19 protein-coding genes and 4 tRNA genes are annotated in these 20,274 nt (G+C 65.1%); 6 read left to right on the forward strand and 17 right to left on the reverse strand.

The annotated features are described in order from the left end of the window. Positions 1-2: 2 nt before the first annotated feature. From phoU to BST11_RS03170, 5 genes are all read right to left on the reverse strand, one after another. Positions 3-701, reverse strand: a complete 699-nt coding sequence (phoU, locus tag BST11_RS03150) for a phosphate signaling complex protein PhoU (RefSeq protein WP_067327303.1) — start codon at positions 699-701, stop codon at positions 3-5. Positions 702-759: 58 nt separating this feature from the next. Further along, positions 760-2,859 carry an LCP family protein gene (locus BST11_RS03155; protein ID WP_083136561.1) on the reverse strand — a complete coding sequence of 700 codons (2,100 nt, stop codon included), beginning with the start codon at positions 2,857-2,859 and terminating at the stop codon, positions 760-762. A 184-nt stretch (positions 2,860-3,043) separates the two neighbouring features. Beyond that, entirely contained in the window at positions 3,044-4,177 is a 1,134-nt protein-coding gene (gene dusB / locus BST11_RS03160) for a tRNA dihydrouridine synthase DusB (RefSeq protein WP_083136562.1), read from the reverse strand. Between the two features lie 17 nt (positions 4,178-4,194). Further along, positions 4,195-5,211 (reverse strand): acyl-ACP desaturase, encoded by a 1,017-nt coding sequence (locus BST11_RS03165; protein ID WP_083136563.1) that lies wholly within the window; start codon positions 5,209-5,211, stop codon positions 4,195-4,197. 146 nt (positions 5,212-5,357) lie between these two features. Beyond that, positions 5,358-5,963: a TetR/AcrR family transcriptional regulator gene (locus BST11_RS03170; protein ID WP_083136564.1), complete on the reverse strand. Its 606-nt coding sequence runs from the start codon at positions 5,961-5,963 to the stop codon at positions 5,358-5,360. 68 nt (positions 5,964-6,031) lie between these two features. Here BST11_RS03170 and BST11_RS03175 point away from each other — a divergent pair, with 68 nt between their 5' ends. Further along, entirely contained in the window at positions 6,032-7,045 is a 1,014-nt protein-coding gene (locus BST11_RS03175) for an oxygenase MpaB family protein (protein WP_083136565.1), read from the forward strand. A gap of 30 nt (positions 7,046-7,075) precedes the next feature. Here the strand turns inward: BST11_RS03175 and BST11_RS03180 are convergent, their stop codons facing one another. Further along, positions 7,076-7,279, reverse strand: a complete 204-nt coding sequence (locus BST11_RS03180; RefSeq protein ID WP_083136566.1) for a zinc transporter Slc39a7 — start codon at positions 7,277-7,279, stop codon at positions 7,076-7,078. Positions 7,280-7,318: 39 nt separating this feature from the next. Continuing rightward, positions 7,319-7,684, reverse strand: a complete 366-nt coding sequence (locus BST11_RS03185; RefSeq protein WP_083136567.1) for an ArsR/SmtB family transcription factor — start codon at positions 7,682-7,684, stop codon at positions 7,319-7,321. 157 nt (positions 7,685-7,841) lie between these two features. Between BST11_RS03185 and BST11_RS03190 the strand changes: the two genes are divergently transcribed. Beyond that, the gene (locus BST11_RS03190) at positions 7,842-8,741 is read left to right on the forward strand and encodes a class I SAM-dependent methyltransferase (RefSeq protein ID WP_083136568.1); all 900 of its coding nucleotides are present in this window, start codon (positions 7,842-7,844) and stop codon (positions 8,739-8,741) included. On the opposite strand, the gene BST11_RS03195 is transcribed toward BST11_RS03190, so the two are convergent. After that, positions 8,731-9,540, reverse strand: a complete 810-nt coding sequence (locus tag BST11_RS03195; RefSeq protein WP_083136569.1) for a TIGR04255 family protein — start codon at positions 9,538-9,540, stop codon at positions 8,731-8,733. The genes BST11_RS03190 and BST11_RS03195 overlap by 11 nt on opposite strands. 139 nt (positions 9,541-9,679) lie before the next feature. After that, positions 9,680-9,752 (reverse strand) — tRNA-Lys (locus tag BST11_RS03200). Between the two features lie 166 nt (positions 9,753-9,918). Here BST11_RS03200 and BST11_RS03205 point away from each other — a divergent pair. From BST11_RS03205 to BST11_RS03215, 3 genes are all read left to right on the forward strand, one after another. Further along, positions 9,919-9,991, forward strand: a tRNA-Glu gene (locus tag BST11_RS03205). A gap of 32 nt (positions 9,992-10,023) precedes the next feature. Beyond that, positions 10,024-10,100: transfer RNA gene (locus BST11_RS03210), tRNA-Asp, on the forward strand. A 26-nt stretch (positions 10,101-10,126) separates the two neighbouring features. Next, positions 10,127-10,203 (forward strand) — tRNA-Phe (locus BST11_RS03215). Positions 10,204-10,235: 32 nt separating this feature from the next. Here BST11_RS03215 and BST11_RS03220 read toward each other — a convergent pair. The 5 genes from BST11_RS03220 to BST11_RS03240 all read right to left on the reverse strand — a co-directional run bounded on the left by BST11_RS03220 (position 10,236) and on the right by BST11_RS03240 (position 14,265). Further along, the gene (locus BST11_RS03220) at positions 10,236-11,393 is read right to left on the reverse strand and encodes a tyrosine-type recombinase/integrase (RefSeq protein ID WP_083136570.1); all 1,158 of its coding nucleotides are present in this window, start codon (positions 11,391-11,393) and stop codon (positions 10,236-10,238) included. Beyond that, positions 11,394-11,627 carry a helix-turn-helix transcriptional regulator gene (locus BST11_RS03225; RefSeq protein ID WP_083136571.1) on the reverse strand — a complete coding sequence of 78 codons (234 nt, stop codon included), beginning with the start codon at positions 11,625-11,627 and terminating at the stop codon, positions 11,394-11,396. A gap of 9 nt (positions 11,628-11,636) precedes the next feature. Continuing rightward, positions 11,637-12,965 (reverse strand): cell division protein FtsK, encoded by a 1,329-nt coding sequence (locus BST11_RS03230; protein ID WP_083136572.1) that lies wholly within the window; start codon positions 12,963-12,965, stop codon positions 11,637-11,639. After that, a complete protein-coding gene (locus BST11_RS03235; RefSeq protein ID WP_083136573.1) occupies positions 12,962-13,384 on the reverse strand; it encodes a plasmid replication, integration and excision activator in 423 nt (140 codons plus the stop codon). The genes BST11_RS03230 and BST11_RS03235 overlap by 4 nt, the downstream gene beginning before the upstream one ends. Before the next feature lie 101 nt (positions 13,385-13,485). After that, positions 13,486-14,265, reverse strand: coding sequence for a GntR family transcriptional regulator (locus BST11_RS03240; RefSeq protein ID WP_083136574.1), 780 nt, complete (start codon positions 14,263-14,265; stop codon positions 13,486-13,488). 90 nt (positions 14,266-14,355) lie between these two features. On the opposite strand from BST11_RS03240, the gene BST11_RS03245 reads away from it, so the two are divergent. Next, positions 14,356-14,784 (forward strand): NUDIX hydrolase, encoded by a 429-nt coding sequence (locus BST11_RS03245; protein ID WP_083136575.1) that lies wholly within the window; start codon positions 14,356-14,358, stop codon positions 14,782-14,784. A 69-nt stretch (positions 14,785-14,853) separates the two neighbouring features. Here the strand turns inward: BST11_RS03245 and BST11_RS03250 are convergent, their stop codons facing one another. The 3 genes from BST11_RS03250 to BST11_RS03260 are packed head-to-tail and all read right to left on the reverse strand — an operon-like array spanning position 14,854 to position 20,274. Continuing rightward, positions 14,854-15,681 carry a DUF4145 domain-containing protein gene (locus BST11_RS03250; RefSeq protein WP_083136576.1) on the reverse strand — a complete coding sequence of 276 codons (828 nt, stop codon included), beginning with the start codon at positions 15,679-15,681 and terminating at the stop codon, positions 14,854-14,856. Positions 15,682-15,685: 4 nt separating this feature from the next. Further along, the gene (locus BST11_RS03255) at positions 15,686-16,888 is read right to left on the reverse strand and encodes an AlbA family DNA-binding domain-containing protein (protein WP_244897480.1); all 1,203 of its coding nucleotides are present in this window, start codon (positions 16,886-16,888) and stop codon (positions 15,686-15,688) included. 44 nt (positions 16,889-16,932) lie between these two features. Further along, positions 16,933-20,274, reverse strand: a complete 3,342-nt coding sequence (locus BST11_RS03260) for a Swt1 family HEPN domain-containing protein (protein WP_211284609.1) — start codon at positions 20,272-20,274, stop codon at positions 16,933-16,935.

Raw genomic sequence — 20,274 nt, forward strand, 5'->3', positions numbered from 1 at the left:
CGCTAGCCGGTCGCCTCGGACTGGCCGGCGTCCGGCTTGCGGGCGTTCTTGGGGTCCTCGCCGGGCAGGCTGCCGGTCGCCTGGAAGATGACGCGCCGCGCCACCTCCACCGCGTGGTCGGCGAAGCGTTCGTAAAAACGGCCCAGCAGGGTCACGTCGACGGCCGCCGCCACGCCGTGCTTCCATTCGCGATCCATCAGCACCGAGAACAGGTGCCGGTGCAGGTCGTCCATGGCGTCGTCTTCTTCGCGGATCCTCGCGGCCTTTTCCGGGTCCCGCGACAGCACCACCTCTTGCGCGGCATTGCCCAATTCGACTGCGATGCCGCCCATTTCGGCGAAGTACCCGTTGACCTCCTCTGGCAGCGCGTGCTGGGGGTGGCGCCGGCGGGCGATCTTGGCGACGTGCAGGGCCAGCGCGCCCATGCGGTCGATGTCGGCCACCATCTGGATCGCGCTCACGATCGACCTGAGGTCGCCGGCGACGGGCGCCTGCAGGGCCAGCAGCACGAAGGCGCTTTCCTCGGCGCGTGCGCTCAGCGTCGCGATCTGTTCGTGGTCCGAAATCACCTGTTCGGCCAGCACCAGGTCGGCCTGCAGCAGGGCCTGGGTGGCCCGCTCCATGGCGATCCCTGCCAGCCCGCACATCTCGCCGAGCAGCTCGGATAGCTCAGAGAGCTGCTCGTGGTAGGCAGTCCGCATGCCGATTAGCCTACGTTCTCGCCGCTGAAAAGACGCGCAGCGGTGCCGCCAAACCCCTTTATTCGCAGCTGGTGTCGGCGGCGTTGGTGACGGTCAGGTCGTCGGGCAGCTTGGTCGGGGTGCTCGCCGACCCGCGTTCTATCTGCATGTTGATCGACGAGCCGGTGGGCACGGGGGTGGCGACCGCGTTGAAGTCCGGCCCCAGCACCACCTGAATGACCTGCCCATAACCCGAGACTCGCTGGACCCTCGCGTTGGCGAACGACGACGCCACCGTGGCGGCGGCCTGCTCGTTGCCGGGTGAGAACAACACCGTCGTGGTGTTCACCGGGCTCGGGTAGTCGTCCGGCGTCATCACGTTGAAGCCGTTCCGCTTGAGCTGACGGGTCGCGGTGGCCGCGAGCCCGCTCTGCGCGGTCGCGTTGGATACCCGCACCGTGACCTCGCCGGGTGAGGTCGTCGTGACCTGCTGGTGCTGGGCCTCGGGGGTCGCGGCGGGGGCCGGCGACTTCCTGGTGGTCGGCGCCTTCTTGTTGGTGGTCGCCGTCGAGTTTTGCGAGGCCTCGCCCAAAGGCGCGGCGTTCTGGTCGTTTTCCTCGGGCAGCGGATCGTCGTTGATGATGGCGTCGAACAGCGCCCGCATGTCGGCCATCCGCGGCGGCTCGTCACCGTTTTGGTCCGTGACACCGGTGGGCACGGTCACGAACGTCATGTGCCCGGCCGCCATGCCCTGCAACGACCGACCCAGCTGGACGAGGTCTTTGGTCTTGACGTTGTCGACGTAGGTGTCGCCGATGAACATGTTGACGACGTTGTTGAGCTTGTTGAGATCAAGCAGGGTGTCCTCGGAGATCAGCGACCGCAGCAGCGACGACAAGAACCGCTGCTGGCGCTTGATGCGGCCGTAATCGCCGTTGGTCTCGGTGGTGACCTGCCGGGCCCGCACGTAGTTCAAAGCGGTTGGTCCGTCGACGACTTGGCGTCCTGCGCGTTCCAGTACGGTGCCCAGTTCGTAGTCGTGCAGCGGCGTGCTGCTGCACACCTCGACGCCGCCCAGCGCCTCGACCATGCGCGCGAACCCGGCGAAGTCGACGGCGATGAAGCGGTTGATGTTCAAGCCGGACAGCTTTTGGATCACCTTCACCAGACACTTCGGCCCGCCGAAGGAGAACGCCGAGTTCAGCTTGGTCTCCGTGTAGACCATCCGGGGACCCCACGTCTTGGTCTTTTCGTCGAAGATGGGCCCATACTTGCCGGTGTTCGGATTCCACGCCTCGCACTGCAGCGGGGTGATCGCCAGGTCACGCGGGAATGACACCGCGACCACGCGTTTGCGGTTGGCCGGGATGTTGACGAGCATGACCGTGTCCGACCGCGCCCCGCCGGCCTCGTCGGTGCTGCCGGCGCCCATGTCGGCGTTCTCCCCGGCACGCGAGTCGACGCCGACGATCAAGAAGTCTTCGTCGCCGTACTGCCCGTTGGGGTCGCGGACGTCGCTCGAGTTCGGGTCGAGCGCACTGATGATGTTGAGCCGGTGGTTCTTCGACGCGCTCCACTGCCACGCGCCACCGGTCATGGCCAGCGCCAGCACGGCGAGGAAGGCCGCAAGGGACCGCCCGGCCAGCAGTATGGGCCGACGGCGGGACTCGGGTTCGGATTCGCCCTCGTCCGGCTCGTCCTCGCCGGCGCGGTCGGCTTGGTCGGCGTGGTCGAATTGGTCGAATTGGTCGAATTCGTCGAATTCGGCGTCGTCGTCGGCGGGATAGGCGGGGGCCTCGAGGTCGGCGGGCTCGGGGTCGGTGCGCAGCGAGTAGGCCGGGGTCTCGATGACCTGGGTGTCCCGCAGCGCGATGGCGACGTCCCCCGGCTCGTCGTCGGGGGCGACGTGACGATGGCGGGGCCGGGCGGTCGTGGGGGCTCCGACTTTGGCGATCAAATCGGCGACGGTGAGCGCGCCCCTGGCGTGGCTTCCCGTGCCCTCGGTGTCGCCGGCGGCGGGCGCGACGGGCTCGGGGGCCGCGGTCACCTGTTCGGCGTGCCAGCGGTGGACGCTGTGATCGGTCGGGGTCTGGGCGAACCGCTCCCAGGGAGCGGCGCCCAGTGTGGGCTGCGGGGTGCGCCGGTGGTCAAGAGTGGCGTCGGTGCCGCCATCACTCATGTCCTATCGGCCTCCAAAGCTCTCACGCATCCGTGATGCGATGTGCAGGGCTAGCCGTCGCACAGTGTCAGTACAGCGTCAGCGCGGTGCCGCCGTCGGTAGCGCTTCGCCGCCGAAGCGCAATGCAGCAAGGTCCACATCGTACTGAGTTGTCGGCCCGGAAGCGATTTCGAGTAGGTAAACCTCAGCCGCCCGAGTGCATGACGTCCGCCCCGGCCGGCACCGTGCAGTCGTCCGGGTCGGCCAGCCAGCCTTCGGGAAGGGCCACGCGGGCGGGCGACCCCTGGCGCCCCCGCGGGCCGGTGGCCGCGTCGGGGAAGGCGACGGCGCCGTCCAGCCGGTCGAGCAGGCGGTCGAGTTCGTCGAGCGTCGAGACCATCGCGAGCGCGCGCCGCAGATCGGAGCCCGCGGGAAAGCCGTGCAGGTACCAGGCGATGTGCTTGCGGATGTCGCGCATGCCCTTGTCCTCGCCGAAATGTCCGGCGAGGAGCCGTCCGTGCCGGCGCACGATGTCGGCGATTTCGCCCAGCGTCGGCGGGTTCGGCGCGGGCGTGCCGGTGAAGGCCGCCGACAGCTCGGCGAACAGCCAGGGCCGGCCCAGGCAGCCACGCCCGATGACCACCCCGTCGCACCCTGTGCTGGCCATCATGGCGAGCGCGTCGCTGGCGTCGTAGATGTCGCCGTTGCCCAGCACCGGGATCGTGCGCACCTGCTGCTTGAGGGCCGCGATCTGTTCCCAGTCGGCGGTCCCGGAATACCGTTGCGCCGCCGTCCGGGCGTGCAGGGCCACCGCGGCGGCGCCCTCGGCCTCGGCGATGCGGCCGGCGTCGAGGTGCGTGTGGTGCTCGTCGTCGATGCCGATGCGGAACTTGACGGTCACCGGTATCCGGGTGCCCTCGGTGGCCCGCACTGCCGCGGCGACGATCTGCCCGAACAGCCGCCGCTTGTAGGGCAGCGCCGCCCCGCCGCCGCGCTTGGTGACCTTTGGCACCGGGCAGCCGAAGTTCATGTCGATGTGATCGGCCAGGCCCTCGTTCGCGATCATCCTGGCGGCCGCGTAGGTGGTGGCCGGGTCGACGGCGTAGAGCTGCAGCGAGCGCGGCGACTCGTCGGGGGAGAACGTCGTCATGTGCATGGTGACCGGATGACGCTCGACGAGCGCACGCGCGGTGACCATTTCGCAGACGTAGAGCCCGCTGACCGTGCCGACCCTGGACAGTTCCAGCTCGCGGCACAGCGTCCGGAATGCGACATTGGTGACGCCAGCCATCGGCGCCAGCACCACAGGGCTGGCGAGCGTGATCGGACCGATGCGCAACTTCGTTCCGCGCCGGACTACCGGCGGCTCATCGCCAGCTTGCCCGCGGTCTTGTGCAGCTCGTACGCGGTCACCTTCTTGCCGGTGCGCGCTTCCCGCTCGAGTTGGCGCCGCTTGGAAATCTCGAACTTGTCGCAGGCCATCTCGAGTTCCTTGACCAGCCGGGCGAGGTCGTCGCGCAGCCGGGCTCCCTCGCCGGTGAAGTCCTCGCGCTCGAAGATGCGCCACTTCTTCAGGATCGGCATGACCACGTCGTCCAGGTGGATGCGCGGGTCGTAGACGCCCCCGACGGCGATGACGACGGCCTTGCGCCGGAACTCGGGCACCTGGAAACCGGGCATCTGGAAGTGGCTCAGGATCAGGTGCAGCGACTTCATCGCCTGGTTGGGGGCGAGGTCGAACGCGGCCTCGCTGACGTCGCGGTAGAAGATCATGTGCAGGTTCTCGTCGGCCGAGATCTTCGCCATCAGCTGGTCGGCCACGGGGTCGTTGCAGGCCTTTCCGGTGTTGCGGTGGGAGATCCGGGTGGCGAGTTCCTGGAAGCTGACGTAAAGCACCGAGTCGGTCAGGCTCTCGGCGAAGTACTGCCCCTGGTGGTTCTGGCCGGGGCTGAAGCCCCGGTTGACCACCTCGATGCGCAGCTTCTCCAGCTCCACGGGGTCGACGGCACGCGTCACCACCAGGTAGTCGCGCAGGGCGATGCCGTGCCGGTTCTCCTCGGCCGTCCAGCGGTTCACCCACTGCCCCCACGCGCCGTCCATGCCCATGTTCATCGCGATCTCGCGGTGATACGACGGAAGGTTGTCCTCGGTGACGAGGTTCTGCACCATCGCCACCTGGGCGACGTCGGAAAGCTTGCTCTGCTCGGGGTCCCAATCCTGGCCCCCCAGCGCGTAGTAGTTCTTGCCGTCCGACCACGGGATGTAGTCGTGCGGGTTCCACGGTTTGTGCATGCTGAGGTGGCGGTTGAGGTTCTTTTCCACCACAGGCTCGAGTTCGTGCAGTAGCTGTAGGTCGGTCAGCCCTGCTGACATAAAGCCTCCAGTTATCTGTGTCTGCGGGTAGCACTCAATATATCTGTGTCCACCGGTTGCATCAAGTTTCTTCAGGGCGCGCCAGGTCACAAATCGGATGGCGCATGCGAGCGCGAACAGGCGGCTTTTCGGCCGAGACGAGGGTGTTACCCCTGGTCGGCGGGCGCCACGTACGGCGCCGCGGCCGTGAACAGCATGTTGACGCAGTAGTCGATGAACTGCTTCCGGGTCGCCCCGAGCTGGCCGTTGAGGTAGGCGGTGAACAGGCTCGTCAGGCCGCCGACCAGACTGGTGGCGATCATCTTCTGCAGCACCGAATCGCCGATCCGGGACAGCTTGCGCTGCAGCAGGTCGATGAAGTTGGGCATCCACTCCGCGCCCGACTGGGTCAATACCGGTTCCACCGCCGGCGCCAGGAGCAGCACCCGCCCGCGGACGGGGTCGTCGACCATCAGCTCGACGAACTGCTCGACGGCTTCGCGCGGCGTCTTGGCCGAGGTCAGGGTGTTCATCGCCCGCGTGCACACCTCGTCGTAGACCGCGCGCACGAATTCGTCGCGGTCAGAAAAGCTTTCATAGAAGTAGCGCTCCGTGAGGGCGGCCTTGCGGCACACCGCCCGGACGGTCAGCGCGGGACCGCGGTCACTGCCAAGCAACTGCACCCCGGCGGTGAGGAGGTTGTCGCGGCGGAGAGCGGAACGACTCTCGAGGGGGACGCCGGTCCAACGGCCCCGTCGTTGACCGGTTGGCACATCCCTCCTAAGCTAAAAACTGACAACGCACGTAGTCAAAATTGCCGATACTCACCAGGAATCTAATAGTGACCCAAGATACGTCCGCAGCCCGCCCCCTGACCAGCGCCGGACCTGACGACGTGGCTCCCGGGTGCCCGGTGTCGCCGCTGGGCTACGCCGCTCCGCCGACCCCGCTCGGCCCCGAATCGCTGACGTGGCGCTACTTCGGGGACTGGCGCGGCCTGTTGCAGGGGCCGTGGGCCGGGTCCATGCAGAACATGCATCCGCAACTGGGCGCGGCGGTGATGGATCACTCGACGTTTTTCCGGGAGCGCTGGCCGCGGCTGCTCCGCTCGTTGTACCCGATCGGCGGGGTGGTCTTCGACGGCGACCGCGCCCCGGTCACCGGTGCCGAGGTGCGCGACTACCACACCGACATCAAGGGCGTCGACGAACAAGGCCGGCGCTACCACGCGCTGAATCCCGACGTCTTCTACTGGGCGCATGCCACCTTCTTCGTCGGCACAATCCATGTGGCCGAACGGTTTTGCGGCGGGCTGACCGAGGCGCAGCGGCGCCAGCTCTTCGACGAGCATGTCGAGTGGTACCGCATGTACGGCATGAGCATGAGACCGGTCCCCGCGTCCTGGGAAGACTTTCAGCTCTACTGGGATCACATGTGCCGCAATGTTTTGGAGAACAATTGGTCCGCCCGCGCGGTCCTCGACCTGACCGAGCTTCCCAAACCGCCGTTCGCGCAAGGGCTTCCGGATTGGTTCTGGGCGGCGCAGCGAAAGCTGCTGAACCCGTTCTTCGTGTGGCTCACCGTCGGGCTCTACGATCCGCCGGTCCGCGAACTGATGGGCTACACGTGGTCGCGCCGCGACGAATGGCTGCACCGCCGTTTCGGCGACTTGGTCCGTCTCGTCTTCGCCTGCGTGCCAAGGCGATACCGTAAACACCCGCGGGCTCGTGCCGGCTGGGATCGGGTTACCGGGCGTATTCCGGCCGACGCGCCCCTGGTGCAGACGCCGGCGCGCAACCTGCCACCGATCGACGAGCGCGACAACCCGAAGCACTACTGCCCGAAGGTTTCCTAGCCCGCCGGCTCCCGGGCACGACGCGTTGGCTCACCCGTGGGAGTGGGCGTGCACACCCTCGAGATCCGACTGGTGCACGTGCTGGTGGGTGTGCTCGGTTCCGTCGTCGTGGGTGTGGGAGTGCACGTGCGCGACGTGGTCGTGCTCATGCGTGGTGTGCGCGTGTGAGTGGGTCCCGTCGGCGTGTTGGTGTTCGTGCGCGTGGGGCGCCTCGTGGCTGTGCTGTTCGGTCATGACTTCACCCTCCGTTGTGAAATGCGTTGTGATTCTTGACTACTCGGCCGCCTTCAGCCCACGCTCGCCACGGTGGTGCGGCGGAACGCCGGGGCCGGCGTGCTCGGCGTTGCGGACGGCGTCGATGACGAGCTGGCGGACGTGGTCGTTCTCCAGGCTGTAGAAGATGGTCGTTCCGTTCCGGCGCGTGCGGACCAGGCGCGCCATCCGCAGCTTCGCCAGGTGCTGGGAAACCGACGGCGCGGGCTTTCCGACATGCTCGGCGAGTTCGTTGACCGACATCTCGCTATGCGTCAGCGACCAGAGCACCTGCACGCGGGTGGCGTCGGCGAGCATCCGGAACACCTCGACGACGAGGCTGGCCTGATCGTCGGGCAGACGGCTTTCACCATTATCTGCATGCATATGCAGATACTAGCGAACGAGCGGCGCCCCTGCAATGCCGTCCGGCCTTCGCCGTGGGAAGTCGGTCGCAGGGCCGGAGGTAGTCCCGCACGAACGGCGGTGACGCTGTGATAGTAACTAGACTATCTATATTTTTGGTCCGAGTGAGGGGAAGGCGATGGCGCGCACCGAGGGCGATCGTTGGGATCTGGCCACGAGCGTCGGCGCGACGGCGACGATGGTCGCCGCCCAGCGGGCCCTGTCGAACGACGCGAAGTTGATCGACGACCCCTACGCGGCGCCGCTGGTGCGCGCGGTCGGCATCGACGTCTACGTCCGGCTGGTCAACGGCCAGATTCCGGTCGGCGGGGAAACGGAGTTCGATCCCCGTCGGATGGCGCGGGGGATGGCCTGCCGCACCAGGTTCTACGACGAATTCTTCCTGGAGGCGGCGCACAGCGGCATCCAACAGGCGGTCATCCTCGCAGCGGGTCTCGACGCGCGTGCCTACCGCCTGCCATGGCCGGCCGGCACGGTCGTCTACGAGGTCGACATGCCGGAGGTAATCGAGTTCAAGACGCTGACGCTGCGCGAACTGGGCGCCGAGCCGACGGCCGAGCGGCGCACCGTCGCCGTCGACCTGCGCGACGACTGGGCCGGCGCGCTGCGGGCCGCGGGCTTCGATCCCCAGGCCCCCGCGGCGTGGAGCGCCGAGGGACTATTGGTGTACCTGCCCGACGAAGCCCAGGACGCGCTGTTCGACAACGTCACCGCGCTGAGCGCCCCCGGCAGCCACCTGGCATTCGAATTCGTGCCGGACACCGCCGTTTTCGCCGACCGGCGCTGGCGCGAACACCACGAGCGGATGAGCGAACTCGGGTTCGAGATCGACTTCAACGACCTCGTCTACCACGGCCACCGCAGCCACATCCTCGACTACCTGGCCGAGCGGGGCTGGCGGACGTCGCCGCGGACCGTCAGGGAGTTGCACGCGGCCAACGGCTTCGTGTACCCGGACGACGAGGTCGCCGAGGCCTTCGCCGACGTGACCTACAGCGGCGCCGTGCTTACCGGCTGAGCAGGTCGTCCTTCAGGCGGGTGGTGAGCATCTCCTGGAACACCGTGCGAGCGGGGTCGTACAGATCCTGGAAGGTCGTCAGCACCGCGTTCCGCTCGTACTCGGGGATGGCCCCGGTCGGCGTCCAGAAGCTGTCGATGTCCATCAAAAAGAACGGCCCCTGCGCCGCCGGCATCGTGCGGCGCAGGTGGTAACTCGCGTCCAGCGCCTGGCCGACGCCCGGGCCGTACCGGACGATCATCGACTTGCCGGGGTTGGCCTCGCGGTAGACCGCGGCGCCCTGCCATTCGGTCAGGGCAAGGCCGGCCGGAGCGATGCGTTGCGGTCCGAGCAGCGGCTCGGCGATCCAGTTGCTCCACTCGATCCGGCCGTCCACGCCCTGCGGGACGCGGATTTCCAGGACATAGCGCAGGCCGAGCCGCTCCACTCCCACGATCGACGAGAACTCCGAGCGCGCGTCGATGACTCGCATCGCGACGTCCACCAGTGCCTCGAAGTTGCTGTACGCGGTCGTCTCGATGACGACGGCCTGGGTCTTCATCGAGGCGGCCAGCGTGTTGTCTCGGTTGACGTAGCGGACGAAACGCTCGGCGGCCGGCTGCGGCTGCCCGCCGGCGCCCATCGCCCACGCCACGTCCTGCGCCTGGCGTTCGATGGGCAGTAGGTCGGCGAGCAGCCGTCTCAGCTCCGCGCTCGATGTCTCGGTGAGGGAATCCGTTGCTGGGTGACGGATTTCCATCGTTACCAGGGCTACTGGCGCATTGGGGTAAGCCGCATCGACACTCATCTTGCGAAGCATAGCCAAGGCCCTTGCGGGCCAAACCGCCGCCATACCGTGCGCCGGCCGGCGGATGTAGCGGGACGCCGGGTCGCCCGCATCACCCGAGGTGATGGGCCCGACATAGGGGCCTCGCGGCGCCCTTTGAGCGCGTGTCGAGTGCCCCCACTAGGACTCGAACCTAGGACCTGCGGATTAAAAGTCCGTAGCTCTACCAACTGAGCTATAGGGGCGCGGATGTCAGGATACTGTGCCGACGGCGGCCCCCGAAGGCCGCCCGAGCGCCGCCCGAGCGCCGTCCCCGGGGCGCTCGTTTGAGGATTTGGCCTGCGGTGACCTAAGCTGGCGTGGCTCCCAACGGCAACTCCGTTGCGAGTACCCCGGAGAGATTCGGTTCTGGCCCCCTTCGTCTAGCGGCCTAGGACGCCGCCCTTTCAAGGCGGTAGCGCGGGTTCGAATCCCGTAGGGGGTACCTGCGACGCGGTGACGCGGAGCAACAAGTGAGGCCCTGTGGCGCAGTTGGTTAGCGCGCCGCCCTGTCACGGCGGAGGTCGCGGGTTCGAGTCCCGTCAGGGTCGCCAGCACGGCGAGGCACTTGCTGCCTTCCGGCCAGGTAGCTCAGTCGGTACGAGCGTCCGCCTGAAAAGCGGAAGGTCGCCGGTTCGATCCCGGCCCTGGCCACCAGGTCTGATCTGCATGGACACGGTTTCTGCACTCTATGGATGGTTTGGCGTGTCCGGTTCCTGTCCGTTCGCCTGGTTCGCGGCGGATCCGTGGAGCCGGTCGAGGTTCGTGGCTACCTGGTCGAGTTCGTCTGAGTAGAGGTCGCTGTAGATGTTCGCGGTGACGGTCGGCGTGGAGTGCCCCATCGTTTTCTGGACGTAGCGGAGGTCAGCGCCGGATGCCCGGGCCAGGCTGGCGTAGGTGTGGCGTAGGTCGTGAATCGTCAAGGGCGCCAGTTGTGTGTTCTGAAGTGCTCGGGACCAGTGGGTGTGGCGGCGCCAGTTGTTGGATCGAAGAAAGCCGCCGTTCGGTGAGGTGACCGCCTGCTCGTCCGGCGCACGGCCAATGACCCGCGGTTTGAGAGCGTCGATGACGACTTGGGGGAGCGGCACGGCTCGCACCGCGGCACGCGTCTTCGGCGGGCCGACAACGATGCGGCCTTCGACCTCCGGTGCTGCCTGGCGGACATAGAGCCGACGGGCTGTGAGGTCCACATCACCGACGCGCAAGCCGACGAGCTCGGACCAACGGAGGCCTGTGTAGGCGAGGATCGTCACGATGTCGCCTTGGTCGCCGCAGGCCGCCGCGAGGGCGGCTACTTCGGTGGCTGTGAGGTAGCGATGGCGGTCCCGCGCGGGTAATCGGCCTGCCGAGCAGCCCCGTGCGGGGTTGGCATGGATTCGTCCGTCCTCGCGCGCCAGTTCGAGGATGGACCGCAGAAGCCTGAGAGTGGACATCTTTGCCCACGGACCTACCTTCAAGCCGTCGATGAACCTTTGGATGTCTTTCCGGGTGATTTCGTAGACGGGCAGGTGTCCAAACCGCGGGCTGATGCGCAGCTCCCAATGTTGGGTGTAGCCGCTCCACGTCTTCTCTGACACCGCTGGCTCTTTGGACGCTGCGAATTGGTCCCAGATGCGGGTCAGGGTGATGCGACCCAGGCGTGGGTCGAATCGACGGCCGCCCGTGGCAGCTTCGCCGTCTCGGTCGGCTTTGAAGGCACGTGCTTCTCGCAAACTTGCGAATGTCGACGACGTTTCGACCCAGCCCGACGGGGAGTCTGGATCACGTACCAGGTAGCGCACTTGGTAGCGCGGTTGACCGGCGGAGTTGATCCGCTTGCGGATGCCACGGGGCACCGAGCCGGCCACTTAGCGCCGCACCTTGCGGAGCCATGCGCGGACTTCCGCTGCGTCCCAACGCCTTACGCGATCAGACAACGTGTAACACGGTGGTCCCACGTCGTCACCGTGGTCGCGCAGTGCGCCCCATCGGCTGACGGTCGCAGCCGAAACGCCGAGCAGTTCGGCCACCTGCTCTGCTGTCAGCAGCTCGGGAAACGTCGCTATCGCGGTGACGGTGGTGTTGGTGCTGAGAGTCGTCATGCCGATGGCTCAATTCTCCGTCGGACCCGGGTGAATCTGACTTGCTAGTCCGTATTCGTCTGCAACAGAACGAATTAGCGAGTCAGGCCAGTAGTCGGCACGTACCCGCATCGTTGAGCCGTCTTCGTCAATAACGTAGCCGGTGCCGGGCTCATCAGGGCTGATGCGGTGTGCAGGAGCGGCATCGGCGAGACCTTCACCCAGGACCATCGCGACCTCCTCGCGTGAACGTAGACGCAACGCAACGGTCTGGGTAAACAACCCGCGCATGGGCAGGATTTCCTTACGAGGGTCCTGCATGAACGCGGCGACCACGATGCCGACGGCCCTGCCCTTTGTCAGGATGCGCGAAAGCGAGGCAGCGACTTGCTTCTTGAGGGCCGGGTCGGTCATGTAAGCGGTCAAGCCCGCCAATTCGTCGATGAGCAGCACGACGAGGGGCTCGGCTGTGCTCGGTGTATGCGAACGTGCCCGGCCGGCCATCCTGCGGCCACGGGTGTCTAGTAGCTTCTCCAAGTCGGCCAACAGTTTCGCGGCCTCGGCCTCGGTCGTCGCAACTTTGGTGAACAAGGGGGAACCGACTGACACTTCGATCCCATATTTGAGATCTACGGCAAGCAGCCGAACGGTTCCTGACTTAACGGCTGGGGCCAGTCCGCCGGCGATGCCCCAAAAGATCGAGCCCTTGCCCGCGCCCGAGCACCCAACGGTGAGGGTGTGGAGGCCACCGACCTGCAGAATCCAGGCCGACCCGTTCTGGCGCCGGCCAATCTCAACAGCCGTCGGTTCGGCGCTGATCGGCTGTGTAGCAGTTTCAACAGCTGACAGCTGTTCTCGCATAACGAATTCCATGCGAACCGTGCCTGGGGCAACCACCGTCGAGCGTGCAGAATGCGCGCCGACAGCGTCACGGATTGCGGGGACCGCCTTTTCGAGGTCGTCCACCGTCTGGCCGGTCCGCGTGCGGACGGTCATGCGCAGACAGTGGTCGGACATGCTCACGCCGAGAAGGCGAGGATGAGTCCAGACGGTCTTTGTGGTTTCCTTGCCCTGCATGTCTTTACGAGTGACGCGCTTCGAGGTTGACAGGCCGCAGGCCTTGGCGACTCGCGGCCAGGAGGTCATTCCCCATAACAGCCAGCGGGCCTGCCTTGCTGAGGCCCCAAAGTAGCGCTCGTATGTGGCAGGCGATTGCAGCCGCCAGACCACGAGCGCAAGCGTGACGATGACGACCGCCCCGACGACCCATATGGCGCCGAGGGTTAGGAGGTGCGTGATGTGAAAGAGGTCGATCCCGCCGTCGGGATCGGGAATCGACTGCGGGCCGTAGGGATTCATGCCGACGCCCGACCCGGCGCTGACGATCCTGCCTTACCTGTGTCGGCGGTCATGCTGGCAGCTCTAAACGACCACGCGATACGACCGGACTCGCCCGAACGGTCGACGTACGGCAACACGGACAGCTCTTCGAAAACCACTGGAGTGAAGGGCATTCCGCTCTCATTTGTGGGACACACAGGCTGCTTTGGTGTCACGAACTTGACCGTGACGGTGCGCGCTCTTTTACTTGCGGCCGGATCGCCATCGAGGACTTCCACCTGCCATAACGGCTGGCCGGATTCTCGGTCAGTCGCCTGAACCTTGTTGTCCTTCGTTGACCGCTCGTAGTCGATCACGGCCGTCACGTCGGACACCAAGAACGCTCGGTGGGGGAAAACTTGCTGGTGGGGCACCTTCAGCCACTTTGGCACAGACATAGCGAACCTTCCTATGGGAACTGCTCTAGACAAGTAGCAGCATACATAGACGTCTAGAGGAGTGCAACTGTTGACGGGCGATTCGTCACTGCTGGCGGGAGTCAGCGAGCCGAGAACTCGTATTCGAGCAGGTAAGCGGAAGCGACCTTCACGGTGTCGCAGACTTCGACCGCCACGTCGTCGGTGTCGTACGCGGTCCGGACCACCGTCAGTACGGGGACCCCTGGCTCTAGCTCAAGCTGCCGCCGTTCTTCAGGTGTCGGCATCCGGGCTCCGACTTCCTCGGCGAAGCGCGCGAGTAAATGGCCACCTTCTTCCAAGCGTGCGTAGATGCCACCAGGTCCGGTATCCACCTGCTCGATCTTCGTACCTACGGCGAACGGCGCGGGGATGTACGAGACCGCAGTCTCAATGGGGCGGCCATCCGCCAGGTAACGCCTCGACCGCACGACAACTTCATCGTCGGCCGATAAGCGAAGGCGCTCAGCGACAAGCGAATCCGGCTTCTCGCGGGTTACAACAATGTTGTCGACTTGGGGCGAGTAACCGGACTTCTCCGCTTCGACAGTGAATGCCGCTTGGCCCTCAGCGCGATGCTGCCGGGCGAATCGATCTGACGCCAGCCTTCGGATCTGAGGCATCGGGCGAACGAAGACTCCACGGCCGTGTTCCGAGATAATCAGTCCTTCGGAACGGAGCTCCTGCACGGCCTGCCTGACTGTCATGCGAGCCACTCCGAAATGCTCGATCAACTCCTTCTCGGACGGCAGCCGCTCTCCAGGGCCAAGCCGATTGGAAATAATCGCGTCCCGCAACATCGCCGCGATCTGCCGATATGGCGGTTTGTCCTCCGCGCGATCGACCTGTCCGAGTTCCAGCACAGCCAGCCTTTCATCACTTGTCTAGACGACTAGTCTATAGGCTGAGTCAACCGCGTCAGTCGTACCGACATCGAACAAGGGAGACGAGCGATGTCAACTACGCCGAAACACTCGGTCAGTGTCGCCGGCATCGTCGTCCGGGATGATGACCGCGTTCTCGTCATCAGGCGAGACGACACCGGCCATTGGGAGGCGCCCGGTGGCGTGCTCGAACTGGAGGAATCCTTCGAGGACGGTGTGCGGCGCGAAGTCGTCGAAGAAACCGGTTTGACGGTCGTGGTGGAACGCCTCACTGGAGTTTACAAGAACCTCACCCATGGGATTGTCGCTCTGGTCTACCGCTGCCGTCCTGCCGATGGAGACGCTCACTCGACTGCCGAAGCACGCGAAGTTCGTTGGATGACCAGGGACGAGGTTGAAGCGGCGATGAACCCTGCCTTCGCCGTTCGCGTTCTAGACGCTTTCGACAAAGACGCGCATTCGCGGGCCCACGATGGAGTCAACCTCGTATCGCGTTAGTTGCTGGCTAGGCTAGACAGCAGACAAGTCCCAGATGGGTTGCCGCCGTGCGGATTCTCTTTACGGAAATCAAGAAGAGTCCCTGCTCGCTAGATCTGCGATCGCCGCCTGAAGCACCTTGTCAGCCATCTCGGCTGTGAACATGCGCGGTGTGAAGTTCTCCCGGATCTGTTGCCGTGGGTGAATGTAGTTGCGGAAGTCGCGAACTGCGTGGGCGTGTTTGAGCACATCTTCACCGACCAGTCCGAGTTCGCGGGACACATCGATGAGATTTTGCAGGGTCCATTCGCCAAACGGTTTCACGCTGCCTTCCTTGATGGGTGCCGCCGTCGCCTGGTTGAATTCCTTCGGGTGGCTCTCAGCAACGGCAAAAAGCAGGCCTTCGAGAGTGCTGCCGCATAGGAAGATCACCGCAAGCGGAGCTCGAGCTCTCAGGCATAGTTCAATCTCCTGTCTCCGTTGCTCAATGACTTCCTGGAAGGTCAAGGGAACCGGGACGGCGCTCAGATCGATGTTGCCGAGATCCTTGTCTAGAAATGCTATTTCGTCGGCGCTGGGTACCAAATCATCGGGGATCAGCACCTTCAGCTCCGCCATGGCTTGTTCGTAAATGGTCTGGTCTTCTGGTGAAAGTCCGTTGCTCATCAGTTGGCTTGTCCGCCAGCGGTCAAGCATCTCCATCATCAGCGTTGCAACCGTCTCATCGCTCTCACGTTGCCAGAACGACCGGAGGCGAACAGCTTTCGAACCATCTGGATACTTCTTGTCAACATCGATCCCGACGCTGGTGAGGATGAAGTCCTGAAAGGTGGCGTTGGTGAAATCGAGCACGTAACCAGTCCGCATGTTCAACAGGTGCTCAAGCTTCTGCTTCGTGGGGTTCTTCAGGTTTGCCATTGGCCTATTCCCGGTTATCCCGGTCCGGAGGGCAGATCATCAATACGTTCGAGATCCCACCTTGGTTCACGCAGTCCTGGGCAAGGTCATGGACATGCCAGAAGTAGTCCAAGGCAGGTTCGATGGCGTTCACTGTCGTCTCGACGGGTGTGTAGTGGTGCAGAGGCGTTGATACGCCGTCGTAGGTGTAGCCTTGCGTGTCCTTCGTCAGGATCATTAGAGGGTTCCCGCCAGACCACGCGATCCCCAACCGCACGTCGTACTCATCATTGCCGGTAGCTTCCGCCGTGGTTCTGATGAGCGCCATCACGTCGGCGATCGCGCACTCGATGGCAGAAGACTCGACTTCCCAACCTTCGAAATAGCCGTCCCTCGTACGGTGCCCGCCAACCGCGGTCGCCAACGTGACTGAGCCATCGTCGTGGATGCTCGCCCACGACTCTTTCCATATCGATGAGTCGCCGGTAGCCGTGTTTACCGCGACCCAACGGCGTAGTCCGGGCCGGGGATTGAGTCGGTCCACGCTCTCGAGCGGGTGGATGCCGCCCCGTCCGGCATACGTCAATGCCAAGTGCTCGGCCTTTGACAGCACTTCCCGAGCGGCTTCGCGACTCAGGCGATCCTTGAAGCGGGGGATGCGAGGGCGCGCGACCGCGATCAGCCATGAACGAGTATCGGTGTCCCTCCCCGCGGCTGCTTCGCTGAGCAACGTATCCAGTGCCTCTTTGGCATGGCGGCGCTCGTCGAACCGCGCGCGGTACATCGCCTCGATCTGTCGTTCTTTCATCCACACCGTGTCCGAGTCGTTACGGACAGGTGCGGCAAAGTATTCGTTCTTATAGGTGAGATGTGGACCGTCAACGCTCGCGGGAACCTCAACCACGACAGCACGATTCCCCTCGGCGCCGAGCCGGAGCACGTTCAGACCGAATACGGGCGGGGTGATAGCGGTGATCGCGGCGCTGCGCAGGGAACGCTCGTATGCCTCATCCACCTCACCGACATCGAGTCGCTCGGTTGCTGCCTTCTGTGTCTCACGAATGCCGTAGACGATCACACCGCCGCCGCTGTTGGCCATCGCCGCTACGTCCTTCGGGAAGTCGGTCTGCGAAAGTCCCTTCGCGGGGGGTAACTCAGACTTCCAGTCCAGACCATCGGTTTCCGCCACACCGGCCGCGACTGCGTCGTTGAGCAGCTCGTCAGTCAATGGTCCAGGCGCGACTCCGAGAGCACGGTGGAGTTCTGTGAAGCTCATGTCTCCTCGAAGCCCGACTGGTCAAACTTCAAGGTCTGAGCGTTCTCGGACACGGTGCGGATTTTGCTGTCGTCAAAGCCAGCCGTGTCGGTTGCTTCAATTTCGACCTTCACCACGAGTTTGGTGCCGGTATCGCGAAGATGGGCGATGATCTCCTCGGCGACGTTCTTGAAGTCGAGTGCGATCTTGTCGGCGCTGAGTGTCTTGACTCCATAGAAGCGGGTCTTGGGGGGAGGGAAGGCGATGTCGACGGGCGGCTTCGGTGTCTTGTCGGTGTCGACGGCCGGCGTGGCATCGTCACCGGTATCGGGTGTTTGCGTCACTTCGGTTTGGCGTTGCGTGGCGGCGACGTCAGGCCGCACCAGTAGCAGGGAGTCGGTTGCGGCCGGCGCGGCGCCCTTGTCGTCGGGGGTCCATAGCCCGATGTAGCGGCCAGCCGCCTCGTCGAAACCCGTTGCCAGGGCGAAGGCGTCGGTCTGCCAGATCATCGGCATGTCGACGATGCCCTCATCGAGCACCCGCCGGTCGCGCAGCCTTGGCATGTAGGGGTACTGGCTGTAGAGCCGCCACAGCGACCCCAGCGACACGTGCCCGTCCTTCCAGATCTGGGGCACCTTGCGGATCGCCAGCCGGACGGTCGCGGCGGCTTGGCGGGTCGATAGGTCGCCGTCGCTGCCGAGCCGGCGCGAAACTCGTTCGGCCAATGAGGTGGACTGGCCTTCGACTTTGGTCTCGCGGATGACGAACGGCGCGCCCGGGTCGGGCTGGGTCGGGACGAGCGCCCAGGTGAACGTCTGCAGCAGCCGCGACGCGACGGTCTGTTCGGCTTGAGCCTGGCGCTGCGTCGCCTGGTTCTTTTGGTTCTGCGTCAGGTCCAGGTCGGCCTCGCTGGCGAGCACGTGGCTCCAGCCGAGGTAGTCGCGTGTGGCGTTGTCGAGCTCTTCCAGCCGGGCATCGTCGGCGGCGAGGTAGACCAGCGTGTTGCGGTGGGTGCGGTTGGCGCTGCCGCGGTGTTCGGTCGCCTTGTGCGCGAAATCCTTTGCGGCCGAGTCGGTTCCCCGCTTGTGGGCGACCTTCGGGTGCAGGATGACCAGTCGCGCCTCGTCGGTGTCGGGGATGTCGGCGTTGGACTCCGGGCAGACGTGCACGCCGGCAAAATCGCCCCTGGTCTTGGCCTGTCCCTGCAGTCGGCGCACGATCTCGGCCCACACGTCCTCCTTGTGCAACCGCTCGGCTTGGTCCTTGGCGGTGCGGGTGATGTTGGCCTGCAGGTCATACCAGTACTTGCCGGAGCCGGAGTAGAAGTAGGTGGCCCGGTCGCCGAGTTGGGTGAGTGCCGCGTGGAAGTTGCCCGGGACATCGCCGGGCACGGCGGTGCCCAAGAACACTCGTTGAGTCTCCAACCCTTTGTGTGCGGACCCGATGGTCGGGGCTGCTCCGAAGAAAACGGTGCGGGCCAGACGTTTGGTGAGTGATCGCTGCCCGAACAGCGGCTTTGCCTTGTCGATGCGTGCGGGTTCGGAGTTCGCGCCGTCGACGTCGGCGTCGATGATCGCCTTCCACGAATCCTGCAGGTACTGCGTGAGTTCGGAGTTCACGTTCGCGGTGGCCAGTGGAATCGATCCAGGCATGATCAGCGGGCTCGCGTCCTCGCCGGTCCAAAGCGCGTGGATGACGGTGCTCATCAGCCGCAGCACGCCGCGGGTGCGCTGGAACCGCTCCAGTGATGACCACTCCTCGTAGAGTCGGTCGAACAGCTCAGGGTGGATCGGATAGGTCCGCTTGATCCGCTCTTCGTATGCCGTGTCGCGGGATTCGCGGGGGAAGTCGTCGCCGTACTTGCGATACATCTCCACGTAACCCCGGGCGGTGGCGCCGATCGCCGCCAGCGCCGCAGCATCGGGCTGCTTGAAAAGGCGCTGCCGCACAATCTGGTACGCCTCGGCCGAGGAAGCGGGCCGCCATTGATCGGCGACGCGACGCACGACGTTCTGCAGCCGCTTGAGCGCCTCCAGGCCGTGCGCGCCGCCGACCTCCTCGGCGTTGCCGGCGACGATCTTATCGGGATCGTCACCGCTCTCCGATGCGGGAATCGAAATCACCAGCAGCACACCGGAAGTGCCCTTGGCAGCTTCCGTCAGCGACTGCGCGAAGGTGAACTGATCGTCGAATGTACCGCCAGCCAGGTCATCGCGGCCAACGAGCGACCGGGCATAGGCCACCCACTCGTCGATCAGGATGACCGCCGGGGCGTAGCTGGCGAGAAGCTCGTGTAGCGCCTTGCCGGGATGCGTGCGGTCGGCATCGGCCTTGGCCACCAACGCATATCCCTTCGGTCCGCCGAGCTGCCAAGCGAGTTCGCCCCACATGGTGTTGACGTGTGTGCCGTCGTCGTGCATGAGACCGGAGGGGCTGAAATGGTTGCCCACAATGGCGACCCGGTTGACCGTCGCGCTGGTGTACCCGTTCGCCGTCAGCAGGTCCTGTGTGTCCTGCGGGAACGAGCTGACAGGAAGACCGGAGGCGACGTGCCACAGCGCGAGCATCGAGTGGGTCTTGCCGCCACCAAAGTTGGTCTGCAAGTTGATCACCGGCGGCGCGTTGTCGTCACCGGATAGCCTGCGGACAGCTCGTCCGATCAAGTCGCTCAGGCCTTCGGTGAGATACGTCCGCTTGAAGAACTCGACGGGGTCGGCATAGCCCGAGTCCTGTTCGCCCCCGAAGGCGACCTTGTACAAGTCGGCAGCGAACTCGGAGGCAGCGAAATTCCCGGTCGCGACGTCGTCATGTGGTGCCAGCACTTCGCGCCAGGGCTTCAGGCCGGCGGCTTCGGGGTTGTCGACCGCGGCTTTGAGGACCTTCTTGTCGTCCTTATCGGCGGTCACCCGGCGGAGATTCAACCGGATGTTGCGTACTTCGTCGGCCTCTTGTGCCGCGCCGACCAGCCTCAACAGGCGCTCACCGGTGTCGAGGGCCCGGTACGCGTCGTCGTCGGTGAAGGTGCCGTTGTGCGCCCAGCTGTTGCGCACCTCGCGCAGCTCGATGGCGAACGACTCACCCGCCTTGCCCAACGCCTGGTTGAACGGATACCAACCCGCCTTATAGCCCGCAGTGATATTGCTCTCGGTCAGCATCCGGAATTGGACTTGCGGGTCGAGCGGATCATAGGTCTTGCCCGCCGGGGCGCCCTTCTTGAGGTCCTTGCCCTGAACCAGCTTCGTCCACTCCGCGCCAAGCGCCGGGTTTGCTTGTCCGACAACCGAAGCGATGAAGTCGTCCAACGCCGGTGCCATCGCCTGGAACATCCGGTCGATGCGGTCACGGTTGCTCACTGCCAT

Source organism: Mycobacterium alsense, assembly GCF_002086635.1.
GTDB classification, from domain to species: Bacteria; Actinomycetota; Actinomycetes; order Mycobacteriales; family Mycobacteriaceae; genus Mycobacterium; species Mycobacterium alsense.